The organism is Arthrobacter arabinosi, assembly GCF_054511115.1.
This window is the reverse complement of record NZ_JBTNDF010000001.1, coordinates 222,353-238,207: the sequence shown is the minus strand read 5'-3', so window position 1 is coordinate 238,207 and position 15,855 is coordinate 222,353. Positions and strand designations below refer to the sequence as shown.

General features: G+C 71.9%; 17 protein-coding genes. 5 read left to right on the top strand and 12 right to left on the bottom strand.

The features are described 5' to 3' along the window. Nucleotides 1-89: 89 nt before the first annotated feature. The gene (locus ACX80P_RS01135; protein WP_459276188.1) at nucleotides 90-692 is read left to right on the top strand and encodes a hypothetical protein; all 603 of its coding nucleotides are present in this window, start codon (nucleotides 90-92) and stop codon (nucleotides 690-692) included. A gap of 123 nt (nucleotides 693-815) precedes the next feature. Continuing rightward, complete coding sequence (locus ACX80P_RS01130) at nucleotides 816-1,583, top strand: YcnI family copper-binding membrane protein (protein WP_459276187.1); 768 nt, start codon at nucleotides 816-818, stop codon at nucleotides 1,581-1,583. Between the two features lie 79 nt (nucleotides 1,584-1,662). Here the strand turns inward: ACX80P_RS01130 and rsmD are convergent, their stop codons facing one another. The 12 genes from rsmD to ACX80P_RS01070 form a co-directional block, all read right to left on the bottom strand. Then, nucleotides 1,663-2,235 (bottom strand): 16S rRNA (guanine(966)-N(2))-methyltransferase RsmD, encoded by a 573-nt coding sequence (gene rsmD, locus ACX80P_RS01125; protein WP_459276186.1) that lies wholly within the window; start codon nucleotides 2,233-2,235, stop codon nucleotides 1,663-1,665. Nucleotides 2,236-2,280: 45 nt separating this feature from the next. Continuing rightward, nucleotides 2,281-3,324, bottom strand: a complete 1,044-nt coding sequence (locus tag ACX80P_RS01120; RefSeq protein ID WP_459276185.1) for a sulfate/molybdate ABC transporter ATP-binding protein — start codon at nucleotides 3,322-3,324, stop codon at nucleotides 2,281-2,283. Next, a complete protein-coding gene (locus ACX80P_RS01115; protein ID WP_459276184.1) occupies nucleotides 3,321-4,145 on the bottom strand; it encodes an ABC transporter permease in 825 nt (274 codons plus the stop codon). Before ACX80P_RS01115 ends, ACX80P_RS01120 begins: the two co-directional genes overlap by 4 nt. Nucleotides 4,146-4,172: 27 nt before the next feature. Then, complete coding sequence (gene modA / locus ACX80P_RS01110; protein ID WP_459276183.1) at nucleotides 4,173-4,982, bottom strand: molybdate ABC transporter substrate-binding protein; 810 nt, start codon at nucleotides 4,980-4,982, stop codon at nucleotides 4,173-4,175. After that, entirely contained in the window at nucleotides 4,979-5,383 is a 405-nt protein-coding gene (locus ACX80P_RS01105; protein WP_459276182.1) for a TOBE domain-containing protein, read from the bottom strand. Before ACX80P_RS01105 ends, modA begins: the two co-directional genes overlap by 4 nt. Nucleotides 5,384-5,415: 32 nt before the next feature. Beyond that, the gene (locus tag ACX80P_RS01100; protein WP_459276776.1) at nucleotides 5,416-7,656 is read right to left on the bottom strand and encodes an ATP-dependent DNA helicase RecG; all 2,241 of its coding nucleotides are present in this window, start codon (nucleotides 7,654-7,656) and stop codon (nucleotides 5,416-5,418) included. A gap of 25 nt (nucleotides 7,657-7,681) precedes the next feature. After that, nucleotides 7,682-8,626, bottom strand: coding sequence for a DAK2 domain-containing protein (locus tag ACX80P_RS01095; RefSeq protein WP_459276181.1), 945 nt, complete (start codon nucleotides 8,624-8,626; stop codon nucleotides 7,682-7,684). Nucleotides 8,627-8,648: 22 nt separating this feature from the next. Beyond that, the gene (locus ACX80P_RS01090; RefSeq protein ID WP_459276180.1) at nucleotides 8,649-9,671 is read right to left on the bottom strand and encodes a thiamine-phosphate kinase; all 1,023 of its coding nucleotides are present in this window, start codon (nucleotides 9,669-9,671) and stop codon (nucleotides 8,649-8,651) included. 77 nt (nucleotides 9,672-9,748) lie between these two features. After that, nucleotides 9,749-10,624, bottom strand: coding sequence for a glucose-1-phosphate thymidylyltransferase RfbA (gene rfbA, locus ACX80P_RS01085; RefSeq protein WP_459276179.1), 876 nt, complete (start codon nucleotides 10,622-10,624; stop codon nucleotides 9,749-9,751). A gap of 48 nt (nucleotides 10,625-10,672) precedes the next feature. Continuing rightward, entirely contained in the window at nucleotides 10,673-12,100 is a 1,428-nt protein-coding gene (locus ACX80P_RS01080) for a sugar nucleotide-binding protein (RefSeq protein ID WP_459276178.1), read from the bottom strand. Between the two features lie 4 nt (nucleotides 12,101-12,104). Continuing rightward, a complete protein-coding gene (gene rfbB, locus ACX80P_RS01075; protein ID WP_459276177.1) occupies nucleotides 12,105-13,103 on the bottom strand; it encodes a dTDP-glucose 4,6-dehydratase in 999 nt (332 codons plus the stop codon). A gap of 18 nt (nucleotides 13,104-13,121) precedes the next feature. Then, the gene (locus ACX80P_RS01070; RefSeq protein WP_459276176.1) at nucleotides 13,122-13,907 is read right to left on the bottom strand and encodes a hypothetical protein; all 786 of its coding nucleotides are present in this window, start codon (nucleotides 13,905-13,907) and stop codon (nucleotides 13,122-13,124) included. Nucleotides 13,908-14,120: 213 nt separating this feature from the next. Here ACX80P_RS01070 and ACX80P_RS01065 point away from each other — a divergent pair, with 213 nt between their 5' ends. The 3 genes from ACX80P_RS01065 (at nucleotide 14,121) to ACX80P_RS01055 (ending at nucleotide 15,823) form a co-directional block, all read left to right on the top strand. Beyond that, on the top strand, nucleotides 14,121-14,609 hold the full coding sequence (locus ACX80P_RS01065) for a DUF3515 family protein (protein ID WP_459276175.1): 489 nt from the start codon (nucleotides 14,121-14,123) through the stop codon (nucleotides 14,607-14,609). A gap of 48 nt (nucleotides 14,610-14,657) precedes the next feature. After that, nucleotides 14,658-15,515 carry an SMP-30/gluconolactonase/LRE family protein gene (locus tag ACX80P_RS01060; protein ID WP_459276174.1) on the top strand — a complete coding sequence of 286 codons (858 nt, stop codon included), beginning with the start codon at nucleotides 14,658-14,660 and terminating at the stop codon, nucleotides 15,513-15,515. 77 nt (nucleotides 15,516-15,592) lie between these two features. After that, nucleotides 15,593-15,823: a DUF3072 domain-containing protein gene (locus ACX80P_RS01055; RefSeq protein WP_105030877.1), complete on the top strand. Its 231-nt coding sequence runs from the start codon at nucleotides 15,593-15,595 to the stop codon at nucleotides 15,821-15,823. Nucleotides 15,824-15,855 lie beyond the last annotated feature (32 nt).

Genomic DNA, 15,855 nt, shown 5'->3' with positions numbered 1-15,855 from the left:
ACCCGTACGCTTGTCGGGGCAGGCGCAGATCCGCAGGCCGGGTCCCGGTCCCGATGACCGAGGGACAGCACCAGGGGGAGGAGACGCGCATGGCCGGCACGGCGCTCCGCTACGTCCGGTCCCTCCTGCTCGTCTCGCTGATCCTCTCGCTGTCCTCGGCATCGCATGTCGCCGCCGCCGGACATCTGCCCCACCTCGGGGTGATCCTGCTCCTCGGCGCGCTCCTCCTCGTCCCGACGACGCTGCTCACCCGGCGCACCCTCTCCTTCCGGTCGTCCCTCGTCGCCATGGGCGCGGGCCAGCTGCTGCTGCACACCCTCTTCGACATGACCTCCGCTCCCGCCCTCTGCCGGAGCTCCTCCGCGGCGCCCGGCCATCATGCGGCGTTCGAGCTCGCCTGCTCTCCCGCGACGCAGGACCAGCTGGGCGCACCCTCCGGGGGACTCGCGATGGTGCTGCTGCACGCGCTCGCGACGATCGTCCTGGCCCTCGCGGTCTCCCGCAGCGACCACGCCCTGCAGCTGGTCCGCGCCTGGCTCCGGCCGCTGTTCGTCCTCCCGGCGCCCGCCCCGCGGGCTCCTGCCCGACGCCGTCCCGTGCAGGACGTCCCCTCGCCGGTCGCCCCGCTGCCGGTACACGCGTCCGTACCGACGCTGCGCGGGCCGCCGCGCGCCCTCGCGCTGCCGGTCTGACCCAGGGTCCCACGACGGGATGCCGGGTCTCCCGGTGGCGCCCACCCGCGCCACCTCCCAGCTCACCGCCGCTCCACGACCCCCGCCCTCGCGGGCCGGAGCGCACCCCCGAAAGGCAGTCCCATGACCTCATCCCCCTCATCACGCGTCCTCACGACAGGCGCCGCCGCCGCCCTCGCCACCGCCGGCCTGATGGCCGTCGGCCTCGGCGCGGCCGCCGCGCACGTCAGCGTCACTCCTACGTCCACCACCGAGGACGGGTACGCGCAGCTCACCTTCAGCGTGCCCAGCGAATCCGAGACCGCAGGAACGAACAAGATCGAGGTGCAACTCCCCACCGACCAGCCGTTCACCTCGGTGCGCGTCAAGCCGGTCGAGGGCTGGACGGCGGACGTGGTCACCGGCGCCCTGCCCGAACCCGTCACCACCGCCGACGGCGCCACGCTCACCGAGGCTCCCCTGTCCGTCGTCTGGACGGCGGCAGAGGGCTCCGAGATCACCGAACAGGAGTACCAGACGTTCTCCATCTCCGTGGGACGCCTGCCCGAGGCGGGGTCCACCGTGCTGCTGCCGACCACCCAGACCTACACCGACGGCGAGGTGGCGCAGTGGACCGAGGAAACCCTCGAGGGCCAGGAGGAGCCGGAGAACCCGGCGCCGTCCTTCGTGACCACCGCGGCCGCCGAGGGTGAGGACGCGCACGGCACCCACGGGACGTCCGACAGCGAGGCGACCGACGAGGCCGTCGACGCCGAGCAGGACTCGTCCAGCACCGACGCCGCCACCGAGACGGGTTCGGTGTCGGCGGTCGGCTGGGCCGGGCTGGTTGCCGGTCTGCTCGGGCTCGCAGCAGGCGTGACGGCGCTCGTTCGCACCGGGCGCCGGGCCTAGCCCCACGGACAGGGCCGGGCTCCGATCCCCTCAGGGCGTCGGAGCCCGGCCCAGGCGCCAGGCGTCGGTCGGCCGGGCGTCAGTCGACGGCCGGCTCCAGGAACCACAGGCGCGTCTCGCCGTACTTCTTGTCCGCGAAACGCTCGAGCCACGCGGGCCACTCCGGTTCCGGGGACCGCGATGACCGCTCGACGACGACCACGGCGCCCTCGGCCAGCCGCGACTCCAGTGCGCCCAGGACGGCGAGCACGCCGTCCGCCGTGACGGTGTAGGGCGGGTCCATCAGGACGAGATCCCACGTCAGTTCGGGGGCGACGCGTTCGAGGTACGTCTCCACCTTGGACCGGTGCACACGCACGGCTGTCCAGCCCAGCACCCTGTTCACGAGGTCGGCGTTCTTCTGCGCCACGGCGGCCGCCCGGTCGGCGGATTCGACGAGGTCCACGGTGGCCGCCCCGCGGCTGGCGCTCTCGACGCCGAGGGAGCCCGAGCCGGCATACAGGTCCAGCACATGCGCCCCATGCACCACCCCGTAGGACTCCAGGCTCGAGAAGAGGGCTTCCTTCACGCGGTCGGTGGTGGGCCGGGTGCCGTTCCCCTCGACGCTGGTGAGGGTCGAGCCGCCGGCGGCTCCTGCGATGATGCGCGTCATACCGTCGACTCTATCGCCCGTCCGGTGCCCGGCACGCCCCCGGAATCACAGGGGGTAGATGCTGGCGTCCTCGTGACGGAAGCCCAGGAACAGGCGGCTGCCGGGCACGATCCGCAGGGCGACGACGTCGGACGGCGCGACGTCCGCCGCCAGGCCGCCGGCGTGTACGCGGACGAGATCGCCCCGGTGCTCGACGTCGTCGACCGCCGCTCCGATGCACGCCGTCCCCGGCGTGGTGCCGGCGCTCCGGGACACGGCCACCTTGCCCGGCCGGACCGCGAGCGCGAGGGTCGCCCCCTCCGGCGCCGTACCGGTCAGCGGTACGGTCCACCCGTCCGCCGACCTGAAGCCGTCCGCCGTCCGCAGGCCCGTCACCAGGTTCAGTCCGGCCAGGTGAGCGCCGAACGCCGTGACCGGTCTCGTCAGCACGGCCGCGGTGGCACCGGACTCCACCACCCTGCCGCCGTCGAGGATGAGCACGCGGTCGGCGAGGAGGAAGGCGTCGAGCGGGTCGTGGGTCACGATGACGGCGGAACGGTCGGCGAGGACGTCGCGCAGGAGCGTGCGGATCGCCGGGGCCACGGTGACGTCGAGGGCGGAGAGCGGTTCGTCGAGCAGGAGCAGCAGCGGGTCGGCGGCCAGCGCGCGGGCGACGGCGACGCGCTGCGCCTGACCGCCCGAGAGTTGCCCGGGCCGCCGTCCGGCGAGGTCGGCGGCATCGACGCGGTCGAGCCAGCCCTGCGCTGTCGCCCGGGCGTCGGCCCGGTCCGCGCCGCGGCTCCGCGGACCGAAGGCGACGTTCTCCAGTACGGTGAGGTGCGGGAACAGCAGCGCCTCCTGCGCGAGGAGCGACACCGCGCGGTGCCGCGGTTCCGTGACCACGCGCCGGTCCGGGCCGACGTCGAACAGGACCGTCCCGTCGAGCTCCGCCCTCCCGGTCGACGGTGCCAGCAGCCCGGCGAGGAGGGTGAGCAGCGTCGACTTGCCTGCGCCGTTGGGGCCGAGGACGGCGAGGGTCTCCCCCGGCGCCAGCTCGAAGGCGACGTGGAAGCCGCGTTCGGCCAGCGTCGCTGCGAAGGTGAGGCTCATGGTCGGGCGGCCTCCCGGGACGGCGAGCGCGGCGCGGCGAGGTCTCCGAGGGGCCGGACGCGGTGGGCCACCCCGACGACGGCGATGGCCACCAGCACGAGGATGAAGGAGAGGGCGACGGCGGCGTCGGGGTCGGTCTCCCGCTGCAGGTACACCTCGAGCGGCAGCGTCCGCGTGGTGCCCTGCAGGCTCCCGGCGAAGGTCAGCGTGGCGCCGAACTCCCCGAGGGCCCGGGCGAAGGAGAGCACCGCGCCCGAGACGAGGGCCGGCAGCACGAGGGGCAGGGTGATGCGCCGCAGCACGGTCCAGCGCCCGGCGCCGAGGGTGGCGCCTACGGCCTCGTACCGGGTGCCGACCGTCCGCAGGGCGCCCTCGAGGCTGAGCACCAGGAACGGGAGCGCGACGAAGGCCTGTGACAGGACGACGGCGGTGGAAGTGAAGGCGATGTCGATGCCCAGGGCGCTGAGGCTGCCGCCGAGCAGCCCCCGCCGCCCGAACGTGTAGAGCAGTGCGATCCCTCCGACCACGGGAGGCAGGACGAGCGGCAGCAGCACGAGGGAGCGGACCAACCGCTGCCCGCGGAACGAGGTCCGCGCGAGGACGAGCGCCATGGGGACGCCGGCCAGGACGCAGAGCGCGGTCGCGGTGAGCGAGGTCCGCAGGCTCAGCAGTAGGGCCGCCTTCGCGCTCTCCGACGTGACGAGAGGGACGAACCTCGGCCAGTCGATCCGCACGGCCATCCCGATGACGGGCACGACGACGAACAGGCCGCCGACGACGGCGAACGCTACCACCCAGCGGGGCAGGCGCGCGGCGGTCACGACGGCGCCCGCCGGGAGCGGGACGGCTCAGGGCGCACCGAAACCCGCCGCTCCGAGGACGGACTGCCCGGACGGACCGGCCACGAAGTCCACGAACTCCTGCGCGGTGCGGGCATCGCTGCTCCCGGCGAGGGCCGCGATCGGATAGGTGGTGACCGCGCCCGCGGCCTCCGGCAGGTCGATGCCGCGGACGGCGTCACCGGCCGCGCGCACGTCGGTCACGTAGACCAGGCCGGCATCCGCCTCTCCGGAGGTGACCTTCCCCAGCACGTCCGTCACGGAGGACTCCTCGCTGACGGGTGCCAGGTCCACGCCTGCAGCCTCCTCGACCGTCGCGGCCGCGGCCCCGCAGGGCACCTGCGGTGCGCAGACCACCGTCTTGACGCCCGGCTTCGCCGCGTCCGCGAGTGAGGTGATCCCCGCCGGGTTGTCCGGCGGCACCGCGAGCTGGAGCGTGTTGCCGGCGATGTACACGGGGTCTGCGGCGAGCAGATCGGCGACCTTCGCCATCGTCCCGGCGTCGGCGGAGGCGAAGACGTCGGCCGGCGCGCCCTCGGTGATCTGCGTGGCGAGATCGGACGAGCCCGCGAAGGTCAGGGCGACCTCGGTGCCCGGGTAGGCCGCCTCGAACTGCCCGGCCAGGTCCGTGAACGCGGCCGTCAGGGAGGCGGCGGCGAACACGGTGATGCTGCCGTCGACCGCGTCGCCACCTGCGGCGCTGCCCTGGGCGCTCGGGCCGGCGGTGCCGCACCCTGCCAGGGTCAGCACGACGGCGGCCGCGGCTCCTGCCTCGATCGCACGCGAGTGGTGGGCAGGCAGCCCGCGGCCGCGGCTCATGCCTTGCCCCCGGGGGTCTCGATGATGACCGTGGTGGCCTTCACGACGGCGATGGCGATCGAGCCCTTCTCCAGCCCGAGGTCGCGGACGGCCTCGCTGCTCATGAGGGACACCACGCGGTGCGGCCCGCACTGCAGTTCCACCTGGGCCATGACGGTGTCGGCGATGACGTCCGTGACGATGCCGACGAACCGGTTGCGGGCGGACCGGCCGATGTCGGAGGGGTCCCCGGGCAGGACGGCGTTGCGGCGGGCGAGTCCGGCGAGTTCCAGCGAGTCCACCACGGCTCGGCCCGAGACGTCCTTCGTGCTGCCGAGGAGGCCGCCGTCGATCCAGCGGCGCACGGTGTCGTCGCTGACCGCGAGGAACCGCGCCGCGTCCCCGATCCGTATCTGCGTCATGAAAACGAGGTTACCGCCTCAGGCGCGGACGATCAGCCCTTCTCGAGGAACGCTTCCTTCTCCGGGTTCAGGTACAGCTCGATCGCCAGTGCCAGGCCCGGGGACTCGTGCAGGTCGGGATCCTCCGCGACGATCTCCTGCGCATCGGTGCGCGCCTTCTCGATGACCGTGCCGTGCTGCGTGATCTTCAGGAAGCGGAGCGCCGAGCGTCCACCGGACTGCGATGCCCCGAGGATGTCCCCCTCGCGCCGGAGCTCGAGGTCCTTCTGCGAGAGCTCGAAACCGTCCGTCGTGGAGGCGACGGCGGATAGCCGCTCCCGGCTCGGGTGGTCGGGCTCCAGCTTGGTCACGAGCAGGCAGGTCCCCGCGTGCCCGCCGCGGCCGATGCGCCCGCGCAGCTGGTGGAGCTGGGAGATGCCGAAGCGGTCGGCATCCATGATGACCATGAGGGTGGCGTTGGGGACGTCGACGCCCACCTCGATGACCGTGGTGGCGATGAGCAGCTGCACGGTGCCGTCCGCGAAGCGCGCCATGACGTCGGCCTTGTCCTGCGGGTCGAGGCGCCCGTGGAGCATGCCGCTCGTGACGCCCTGGAGCTGCGGGATCCCGCCGAGGGAGTCGAAGAGCGCGACGACGCTCGTGAGCTCCTGCGTTCCCCCGGCCTTCCGCTCCGCGGCCGGCTCCCCGTAGAGCACCTCCGGGGCGTCGTCGTCGGCCTTGCCGTTGTCACCGATCTTCGGGCACACCACGTAGACCTGGCGCCCGGCGTCGATCTCCTCGCGGGCGCGCGACCAGATGCGGTCGATCCACGCCGGATGCTCCGTGAGCCCCACTTCGTGCGTGGTGATCGGGGACCGCCCGGCGGGAAGTTCGGACAGCGTCGAGGTCTCGAGGTCCCCGAAGACGGTCATGGCGACGGTCCGCGGGATCGGCGTCGCCGTCATGACCAGCACGTGCGGGGAGGTGCGGGCCTTGGTCCGCAGGGAATCGCGCTGCTCCACGCCGAAGCGGTGCTGCTCGTCGACGACGATCAGTCCGAGGTCGAAGAACTGCACGTTCTCGGACAGGAGCGCGTGCGTGCCGATGACGATCCCGGCGTCCCCCGAGGCGGCGTCGAGCAGGGACTTCTTCCGCTGGGCGGTGGACATGGACCCGGTGAGCAGCACCACGCGCGTGCCGTCCATGGCCCCGCCGAGCATGCCGCCCTCGGCCAGGGGACCGAGGGTCCGGGTGATGGACTGCAGGTGCTGGGCGGCCAGCACCTCCGTGGGCGCGAGCAGCGCCGCCTGCCCCCCGGCGTCGATGACCTGCAGCATGGCGCGGAGGGCCACGAGGGTCTTGCCCGAGCCGACCTCGCCCTGCAGCAGCCGGTTCATGGGGTGGTTCCGGGCGAGGTCCTCCGCGAGGGTTCTGCCGACGTCGCGCTGGCCCTGCGTCAGGGTGAAGGGCAGCCGGGCGTCGAACTGGTCGAGCAGTCCCCCGGCGCGGGCCGGGCGCGCCGTGGCCTCCTCGCGGGCGGCGAGCGCACGACGGCGGGCGAGGGCCGCCTGCAGCACGAACGCCTCCTGGTAGCGGAGGCGGTGCTGGGCCCGGTAGGCGTCCTCGATCTGCGGTGGCCGGTGCACGAGCTCGTACGCGCTCGCGAGGCTCATGAGCTTGTCACGGAGGGCGATCGACGCCGGGACGGGGTCATCGAGGTCGGAGAGGCGCAGGGTGTCCAGGACGACGCCCACGGCCTTGGCGATCGCATCGCTGCTGAGCTTCTCCACCGCCGGGTAGACCGGGATGGGGCGTTTGGCGCGCGCGGGGTCGTCGTCGCCCTCGTCGAGCAGGGAGTAGCGCGGATTGGTGAGCGAGAGCCTGCCGCGGTAGACCGTGACCTTGCCCGAGAACATCGCCCGCACGCCCGGCTTGAGCTCACGGGCGGCGGTGAACCCGTTGAAGTAGGTGAGGTTCATGCCACCGAGGCTGCCGTCGGAGTCATCGGTGATGACGACCTCCAGGAGCGTGCCCTTGCGGGTGTGCATGCGCCGCGAAGTGGCGGACTGCACGCGGGCGATCAGGGTGACCTCCTCGTCCACGGGGACGTCGGCGATGGGCGTCAGCTCGCCGCGCTTGAGGTAGGTGCGCGGGAAGTGGTTGAGCAGCTCCCCCACGGTGGTGATGCCGAAGTACTTGTCAAGGTGCTTGGCCACGGGGCCGAGTCGCGTCCCGAGCGGTGCGTCGAGCTCGGAGGTGGCCGCCTTCCGGTCCGCACCGGCCAGGACCCGCACGACGCCCGTCACGGGCCGCACTGCGTCAGGACTCACCGGCCTCGACTCCGACGGGTGAGGCGGCGAGCTGGGTCACCGTGATGTTGATCGGCGTCCCCGCCTCGTGGATGAGGGCCAGGGCGGGCACCGGGTCCGGGACGTGCACGTGGACGCGCCAGCGGTAGCCGTCCCCGACCGGGGAGACGGCGCTCATGATCACCGAGTCGCCGATCTCGTCGAGGTGGAGGCGCAGGGTGGCGGCGTCCAGCGGGCTGAGGTTGATGGTGCACATGACCTCGACGCCCTCCGAGTCGCCGCCGCGGTGGATGTGCGGCGCCTGGATGTCGTAGCCGTGCAGGCCGTCGAGGAGTTCGTCCTGCAGTTCCTCGCCGAGGGCCGCGGCCCGGAGGGCGTCGAGGATGAGGAGGAAGCCGACGCCGCCGGCGTCGACCACTTTCGCCTCGGTCAGCACGCCGAGCTGGTTCTCGGTGTCCGCGACGGCCTGCAGCGCGTACTGCACCGAACCCCTGAGGGTGACGGCGAGCGCCTGGTTGCTGTCGTCGCCCGCGTGTCCGGAAGCGGTCTCGGCGGCACCGCGGGCGCTGGCCTCGAGGACCGAGAGCATGGTGCCCGGGACGGGGTCGCTGAGCGCGGACCAGCTGCGGATCTGGGCGCGGTGGAGGGCGGAGGCGAGCAGCGAGCTGGTGAGGCGTGTGGTGCCATGCAATGGTTCGGCGAATGCGGCGAGGAAGACGGCGAACAGGGTGCCGGAGTTCCCGAGTGCCTCCTCCATGGCGGCGCGGCCGGCGACGGTCAGGAGCTCGCCCAGGTCGACGGCGTCGGCGTCGTGCGCGGCGCGTGCGGCGGAGCGGACGGTCAGGTAGAGGTTGGTGCCGGTGTCGCCGTCCGCCACGGGGAAGATGTTGATCGCGTTCAGGCGGTCGCTGTGGTTCCCGAGGGACTCTTCGGCCTTGCTCAACCAACGCTTCATCGCGAGTGCGTTCGCGGTGATCTTAGTGTGCAAAGTGATCCCATCCCCTGAGAGCTGCGGCCTGTGACGCCAGTGTCACGAGCGGCTTGCCCGGCACCACCGAGCCTACCGCAGTGAACCCGGCCGGCAGCAGTCCGTCCGCGGGGAAGGTGGCGAGCAACCCGTGGTCCTCACCCCCGCCGAGCACCCACTCCATCGGGTCGACGCCCAGCAGCGCGGCGGTCTCCGCGAGCGGAGCCGCGTACTCCCGCAGGGCGGACGGGTCGAGATCGAGCCCGACGCCGCTCGCCGTCGCGATGCGTCCGGCGTCGCGGAGGAGGCCGTCGGAGAGGTCCAGCATCGCGGACGCGCCGACGACGGCGGCCGCGGGGCCGGCGGCCAGGGGCGGACGCGGCCGCAACTGCGCGGCGACGAGCTCCTCCCCCACCGGTCCGACGTCCTCGAGCGGCCGGCCGTCCTCGAGCAGGGCGAGGCCTGCGGCGGCCCGGCCCAGCGTGCCCGCGACGGCGACCCTGTGTCCGGCTTTCGCGCCGGAGCGCAGGACGGGGGCGCGGCCGTCGAGGGTCCCGGTCACGGCTGCCGTGACGACGAGCTGGGCCCCGGCGCCGAGGTCGCCGCCGACGACGCCGCAGCCCGCCGCGCCGAGCTCGCGGATGGCGGCGGTCAGGCCGTCGGCGAGCGCCTCCACCCACTCCACGGGCGTGGTGGGCGGGAGGGTGAGGCTGACGACGAGCGCGGTGGCCCGGCCCCCCATGGCGTTGATGTCGCTGAGGTTCTGGGCGGCGCACTTCCAGCCGACGTCGTAGCCGGTGGTGCGGTGGCCGTTGGGGCGCAGGAGCCGGAAGTCGTGGTCCTCGACGAGCGTGTCGATGCTGAGCACGGTCCGGCCGTCGTTCGCGGCGAGGAGGGCGGCGTCGTCGCCGGGACCGAGGAGGACGCCCTCCGGCACGGGGAGGCGGGGGACGATCCGGGCGAGGAGCTCGGCCTCGGAGAGGCCGGCGACTGTGAGCCGGTGCGTGGAGGTGGGAGAGGGCGACTGCGACACGCCCCCACGCTACAGCGAAGCGCCGACACCGCCCGTGCTGGATCGCGGCGTCGGAGCGGGAGGGGCCTTGACCGGCATCAGGAGGAGGACCGGTCACCGATCAGTGACAGCAGATACTTTCCGTAGCCGCTCTTCACGAGGGGTGCGGCGACAGCTTCGAGTTCGGAGTCGCTCAGGAAGCCCTGCCTCCAGGCGACCTCCTCCGGCGCACCGATCTTGAGGCCCTGGCGGTGCTCCACCGTACGGATGAAGGTCGACGCATCGCTGAGCGACTCGAAGGTGCCGGTGTCGAGCCAGGCCGTGCCGCGAGGGAGGATCTCGACGTGGAGCCTGCCCCGGTCCAGATACTCCTGGTTGATATCCGTGATTTCGAGTTCGCCGCGGGGGGAAGGCTTCAGGCCACGCGCAATTCCGATCACGTCATTGTCGTAGAAGTAGAGCCCGGGGACCGCGAAGCTGCTTTTCGGGACCACCGGTTTCTCCTCGAGTGACAGTGCCTTCCCGGAGTCGTCGAACTCGATGACTCCGTATGCGGTGGGATCAGCGACCTGGTATCCGAAGATGGCCCCTCCCTCCACGTCGGCGAAGCGACGAAGCTGTGTTCCCAGTCCCTGGCCGTAGAAGATGTTGTCCCCGAGGACGAGGGCGACGGAGTCGCTGCCGATGTGGTCCTTGCCGAGGATGAAGGCCTGGGCGAGTCCGTCCGGCGAGGGCTGTACGACATAGCTCAGATTGACCCCGAATCTACGGCCGTCACCCAGCAGCCGGCGGAACTGGTCAGCATCGTGGGGCGCTGTGATGATCAGGATGTCCTGGATACCAGCGAGGATGAGCGTCGACAGCGGATAATAGATCATCGGTTTGTCATAGACGGGCACGAGCTGCTTGCTGATCCCCATGGTGATCGGATGCAGTCGCGAGCCGGTTCCACCGGCGAGAATAATCCCACGCATGACCTGATGATGGTCCATCCGGGGGGCCTCCACAATCACCCGCGCCATTCACACAGGGCGCGTCCCGCGCAGAGACCCCACATAGGACCCCAACCGCTCCCCTGCCGGCGCCGGCACGAAGCCGGTCGCCTTCAGCTTGGCGAGGTCGAGCGTGCTCTGCAGCGGGCGCGGCGCGGCCTGCTTGCCGGCGAAGTACTCCTCGGTGCTGACGCCGGTGACGTCGCGGCGGTCCCTGCCGCAGAGGGCGTACACGTCCGCCGCGATGTCGGCCCAGCTCTGCGACTCGCCGTCGTTCGTGACGTTGTAGGTGCCGAAGGGAGCACCCGTGCCCAGGAGGTGCAAGGCGGCGGCGGCGATGTCCTCCGTGAAGGTGAGCCGCCCGATCTGGTCATTCACGACGCTCGGCGAGATGCCGCGGCCCGCGAGGCCGACCATGGTCCGCACGAAGTTGTTGCCCTCGCCGATCACCCAGCTGGTGCGCAGGATGTAGTGGCGGGGCACCGTGGCGACGATCGCGTCGCCGGCCGCCTTCGTCTGCCCGTACACCCCGAGCGGGGTGAAGGCTTCCGTCTCCGTGTGGAGGTCGCGGGAGCCGTCGAAGACGTAGTCGCTGGAGATGTGGACGAGGGTCAGGCGGTGGGTACTCGCCACCCGGGCAAGCGCCGCGACGCCGGCCACGTTGACGGCCCAGGCGGCGGCGCGGCCGTCAGGGCTTTCCGCGGCGTCGACGGCCGTGTAGGCGGCGGCGTTGATGATCGTGTCGTACGCCGTCCAGGGGCGGGCTGTGTCGAGGTCGCCGAGCAGGTCGAGATCGTCGCGTGTGGCGAACTCGACGGACGCGTGGCCGGCGAGTGCCGTGCGGAGGGCCCTGCCGAGCTGGCCGTCCGCGCCGACGACGAGCGTCTTCCGCGGGATGAGCGGTGTGACGTCCGCGAGGCGCGGGTGCGTGCGGTCCTTGTCGGAGAGTTCGGCGTCGGCCAGCGGGATGGGCCAGGTGATCGCGGCCGTCTCGTCGGCGAGGTTGAGGAACACGTACTGGTCCTGGGCATCGGCGGACCAGTGGTCGTTGACGAGGTAGGTGTACGCGGTGCCGTCCTCGAGCGTCTGGAAGGCGTTGCCCACGCCACGCGGGATGAAGATGGCCGTCGAGGGATCGAGTTCCACGGTGAACACGGCGCCGAAGGAGGGCCCGTCGCGCAGGTCCACCCACGCGCCGAAGACGCGCCCGGTGGCGACGGAGATGAACTTGTCCCATGGCTCGGCATGGATGCCGCGGGTGGTGCCGGCGGTCTCGTTGAACGAGATGTTGTTCTGGACCGGGCCGAAGTCGGCGAGCCCGGCGGCGCTCATCTTCGCGCGCTGCCAGTTCTCCTTGAACCAGCCGCGGTTGTCGCCGTGCACGGGGAGGTCGAACAGCAGGACACCGGGGATGGGCGTCTCGCGGGCAGTGAGCGGTTTCGAGAAGGTCGGTCCCATGGCGTCACTGCCCCTGCTCGGTGTACTTGGTCTCGGTGGCGGCCTTCTGCGGTCGCCACCAGTCCTCGTTGTCGCGGTACCAGGCGATCGTCTCGCGCAGTCCTTCCTCGAAGTGGTCGAACTCCGGTGTCCAGCCGAGCTCGGTGCGCAGCTTCGTCGAATCGATCGCGTATCGCATGTCGTGGCCCACCCGATCCACCACGTGGTCATAGGCGTCCGCCGGCCGGCCCATCTCGGTGAGGATGAGTTCGACGACGTCCCTGTTGTTGCGCTCCCCGTCCGCGCCGATGAGGTAGGTCTGCCCGATCTCCCCCGTGTTGAGGATGGTCCACACGGCGGAGGAATGGTCGTTCGCGTGGATCCAGTCGCGGACGTTCAGGCCTTCGCCGTACAGCTTGGGCCGCACGCCGTCGATCACGTTCGTGATCTGCCGCGGGATGAACTTCTCGACGTGCTGGTAGGGCCCGTAGTTGTTGGAGCAGTTGCTGATCGTCGCCTGGACGCCGAAGGAGCGCACCCAGGCGCGGACGAGGAGGTCGGACCCGGCCTTGGTGGACGAGTACGGGCTCGACGGGTTGTAGGGCGTGCTCTCGGTGAAGCGCTCCGGATCGTCGAGCTCCAGGTCGCCGTACACCTCGTCCGTGCTGATGTGGTGGAACCGCGCACCATGCCGGCGAGCGGCTTCGAGCAGCGTGTAGGTGCCGATGATGTTGGTGTCGAGGAACGGCCGGGGATCGTGCAGCGAGTTGTCGTTGTGCGATTCCGCGGCGTAATGGACGACGGCGTCCGCGCGCTGCGTCAGCCGGTCGACGACGGCGGCGTCGGCGATGTCGCCGACGACCAGGTCGAAGCGGTCCGACGGCAGCCCCTCGAGGGACGCGGCGTTGCCGGCATAGGTCAGCTTGTCGAGGACCGTGACGGACACATCCGTGTGCTCCATCAGGTAGTGGACGAAGTTGGACCCGATGAAGCCGGCGCCGCCGGTCACCAGAAGATTCTTCACGTCCTGCACCACCCCGGATCAGTGCCGGCGACGGCGGACGGCGAGGACCGCGACGACGGCGAGCGCGGCGGCGACCAGGGCCGCACCGATCCACGCGACCGGCGCCAGGGACGCGGTACGCTCCTCCTCGGCGACAGCCTCCGCGGTGCGGCTCGGAGCCGGTGTGGCCGACCGGGTGGCACGCGGTGTGGCACTCGCGGTGGCCGCCGCCGGAGCGCTGTCCACCGCAGCGGCCGACGGGATCGGCGGCGGCGGCGCGGACGTGACCGGAGCGGGCGCCGAGCCGGTCGCGCTCGGGGTCGCCGTGGTCGAGGCGGAGGGTGACGCCGTCGCCGCCCGCGTCCCTGCCGGGCTCGGGCTCGGGCTCGGTGCCGGCACCGGCGCCTCGCCGGCGATTCCCGCGACCTCGCCCGTCGCGGCGTCGTACCGGAGGTTCGTGTAGATGAGGGTGTCGGCGAACACGAGATTGCCGGTGCCGGGTTCGATGAGGTGGCCGGTCGCCGGATGGACGAGGAAGCCGGTGCGGGCGTTGATCGCGAAGCCCGTGGCCGGGTCGGTTCCCGACGTCGCCAGGGGGTCGACGACGGGTGGCGCGGGTTCCCCGAAGGTGGCGTCCGGCCCGGGCTGTTCGACGACACCGGGCTGCTGCCGGGCGACGACGGCGGGGCGGCCGCCCGACGGCCCGGACTCGACGGCGAACGCGGCCACGGGGGCGAGGACCGCTCCGGCGAGGAGGACTGCGACCGTGCCGGTCACGGTCCTGAGGGCTGGGGAGGTCAGGGGGAAGCGGTGGTGCGCGGTCATTCGTCCTCGGCTCGCGATCTCGCACCCGCGGGCTGGGGGCAACGCCGGGTGCGTAGGGGGAACCGGCGGCCTGAGACCGACTGCCGGCTCCTGAATCCTACTGGCGGCGGCTCCCGCCGCCCCGCTTCCCCCGCGGGCTGACGGCGTCGTGTCGTGCCCTCCGGCGGGCCGCTCCCGCAGGATGAGCGCAGGACCACCGATTAGGCTGGCATCATGCCTGTCCTCCCCCGCGCCCTGACCTCCCTGCTGTCCGCCGCGGCCCTCCTGGCCGGGTCGACCGGATGCTCGTCGGTGGTGGACGTCGACCCTGCCGGGGACGCCGCGAACGCCCGGTGCGCGGACGTCATGATCGCCCTGCCCCCCACGGTCGCGGAGAACGAGCAGCGGGAGACGAACAGCCAGGCCACCTCGGCCTGGGGCGATCCGTCCCGGGTGGTGATGCGGTGCGGCGTGGACGTGCCGGGGCCCACCACGGACCCCTGTGTCACCGTGAACGACGTCGACTGGGTGGTCCGCGAAGGGGACCCGGCGTGGACGGCCACGACGTACGGGCGGGACCCTGCGATCGAGGTCCTCTTCGACCCCGACGAGGTGGCCTCGAGCACCGTCCTCGTGGAACTCGGCGACGCCGTGGCGCGGGTCGAGCGGACCCGCGCCTGCGTGGGGCTGGCCGACGCGACACCCGCGCCGACGGACGGCTGACGCACCGCCCCCGACCCGCCCCGTACCCACCGACCATCAGGAGGCACCATGAAAGCCGAGCGAATCTCCGACGTCTGCACCTTCCACGGGGAGGGACCGTACTGGGATCCGCGCCGCGGCGAGCTCCTGTTCGTCGACATGATGGAGGGCGACGTCCTCGTCCGGCACGCGGACGGGAGCCTCGACCGGCACGGCGTCCACCCGCGCCTCGCCGGCGTCGTCCGCGGGCGCACCTCCGGCGGGTACGTGATCGGCGTCGAGCGGGGCTTCGTGTTCGCCGACGACTCCTTCTCGACGATCGAGCAGGGCCCCGAGGCGTTCAGCGACAGCACGATCCGCATGAACGACGGCGGTTGCGACCCTGCAGGCCGCTTCCTGTGCGGGTCCATGGCGTGGGAGGGCGGGTTCGGCGTCGGCGCCCTCTACTCCCTGGATGCCGACCACACCGTGACCACGCTCCTGACAAGCCTCACGGTGTCCAACGGACTGCACTTCTCCCCCTCGGGCGACACCGCATTCCTCAGTGACACGCCGACGGGACGCATCGATGCCCTCGCCTACGACGTCGACGGCGGCCGGTTCACCGACCGCCGCACGTTCGCCGTCGTCGAACCCGCCCTGGGAATGCCGGACGGCATGGCGATCGACGCGGAGGGCGGTATCTGGACAGCCCTGTACGGGGGCGGCGCCGTGGCCAGGTACGACGCCTCGGGCAGGCTCTCCGAGCACATCCCGCTGCCGGTCACCAACGTGACGGCGTGCGCGTTCGGCGGGGAGGACCTCTCGACGCTCTTCATCACGACCACGCAGGAGAACATCCCCGAAGGCTCGGAGCCGCAAGCCGGGGCGCTGTTCGCCGTCGAGACAGGGGTCAGAGGCGCTCCCCTGCCGATGTTCCGCGGCTAGCCGTACCGGACCGGGACGGTGTCGGAGACGGTAAGTAGACTGATGGCTCACGCCGACCACGACGAACAGGAACTCACATGGCAGACACACTGGGAAGTCCGAACTCCGAGCCCGAGGGCGGTTTCGAGCGCGATCCCTCCGACTGGGTCACGGGTGACGAGCCGATGACCGCAGCGCAGCGGAGCTACCTCGACACGCTGGCCCGCGAGGCCGGCGAGGAAATTCCCGCCGACATCAACAAGGCCGAGGCCTCCGAGCACATCGACCGGCTGCAGGGCAAGAGCAAACGGCTCAGCGACGACTCCTGATCCGGTGTGACCCCGCCTCCCGGGCCTGTCGG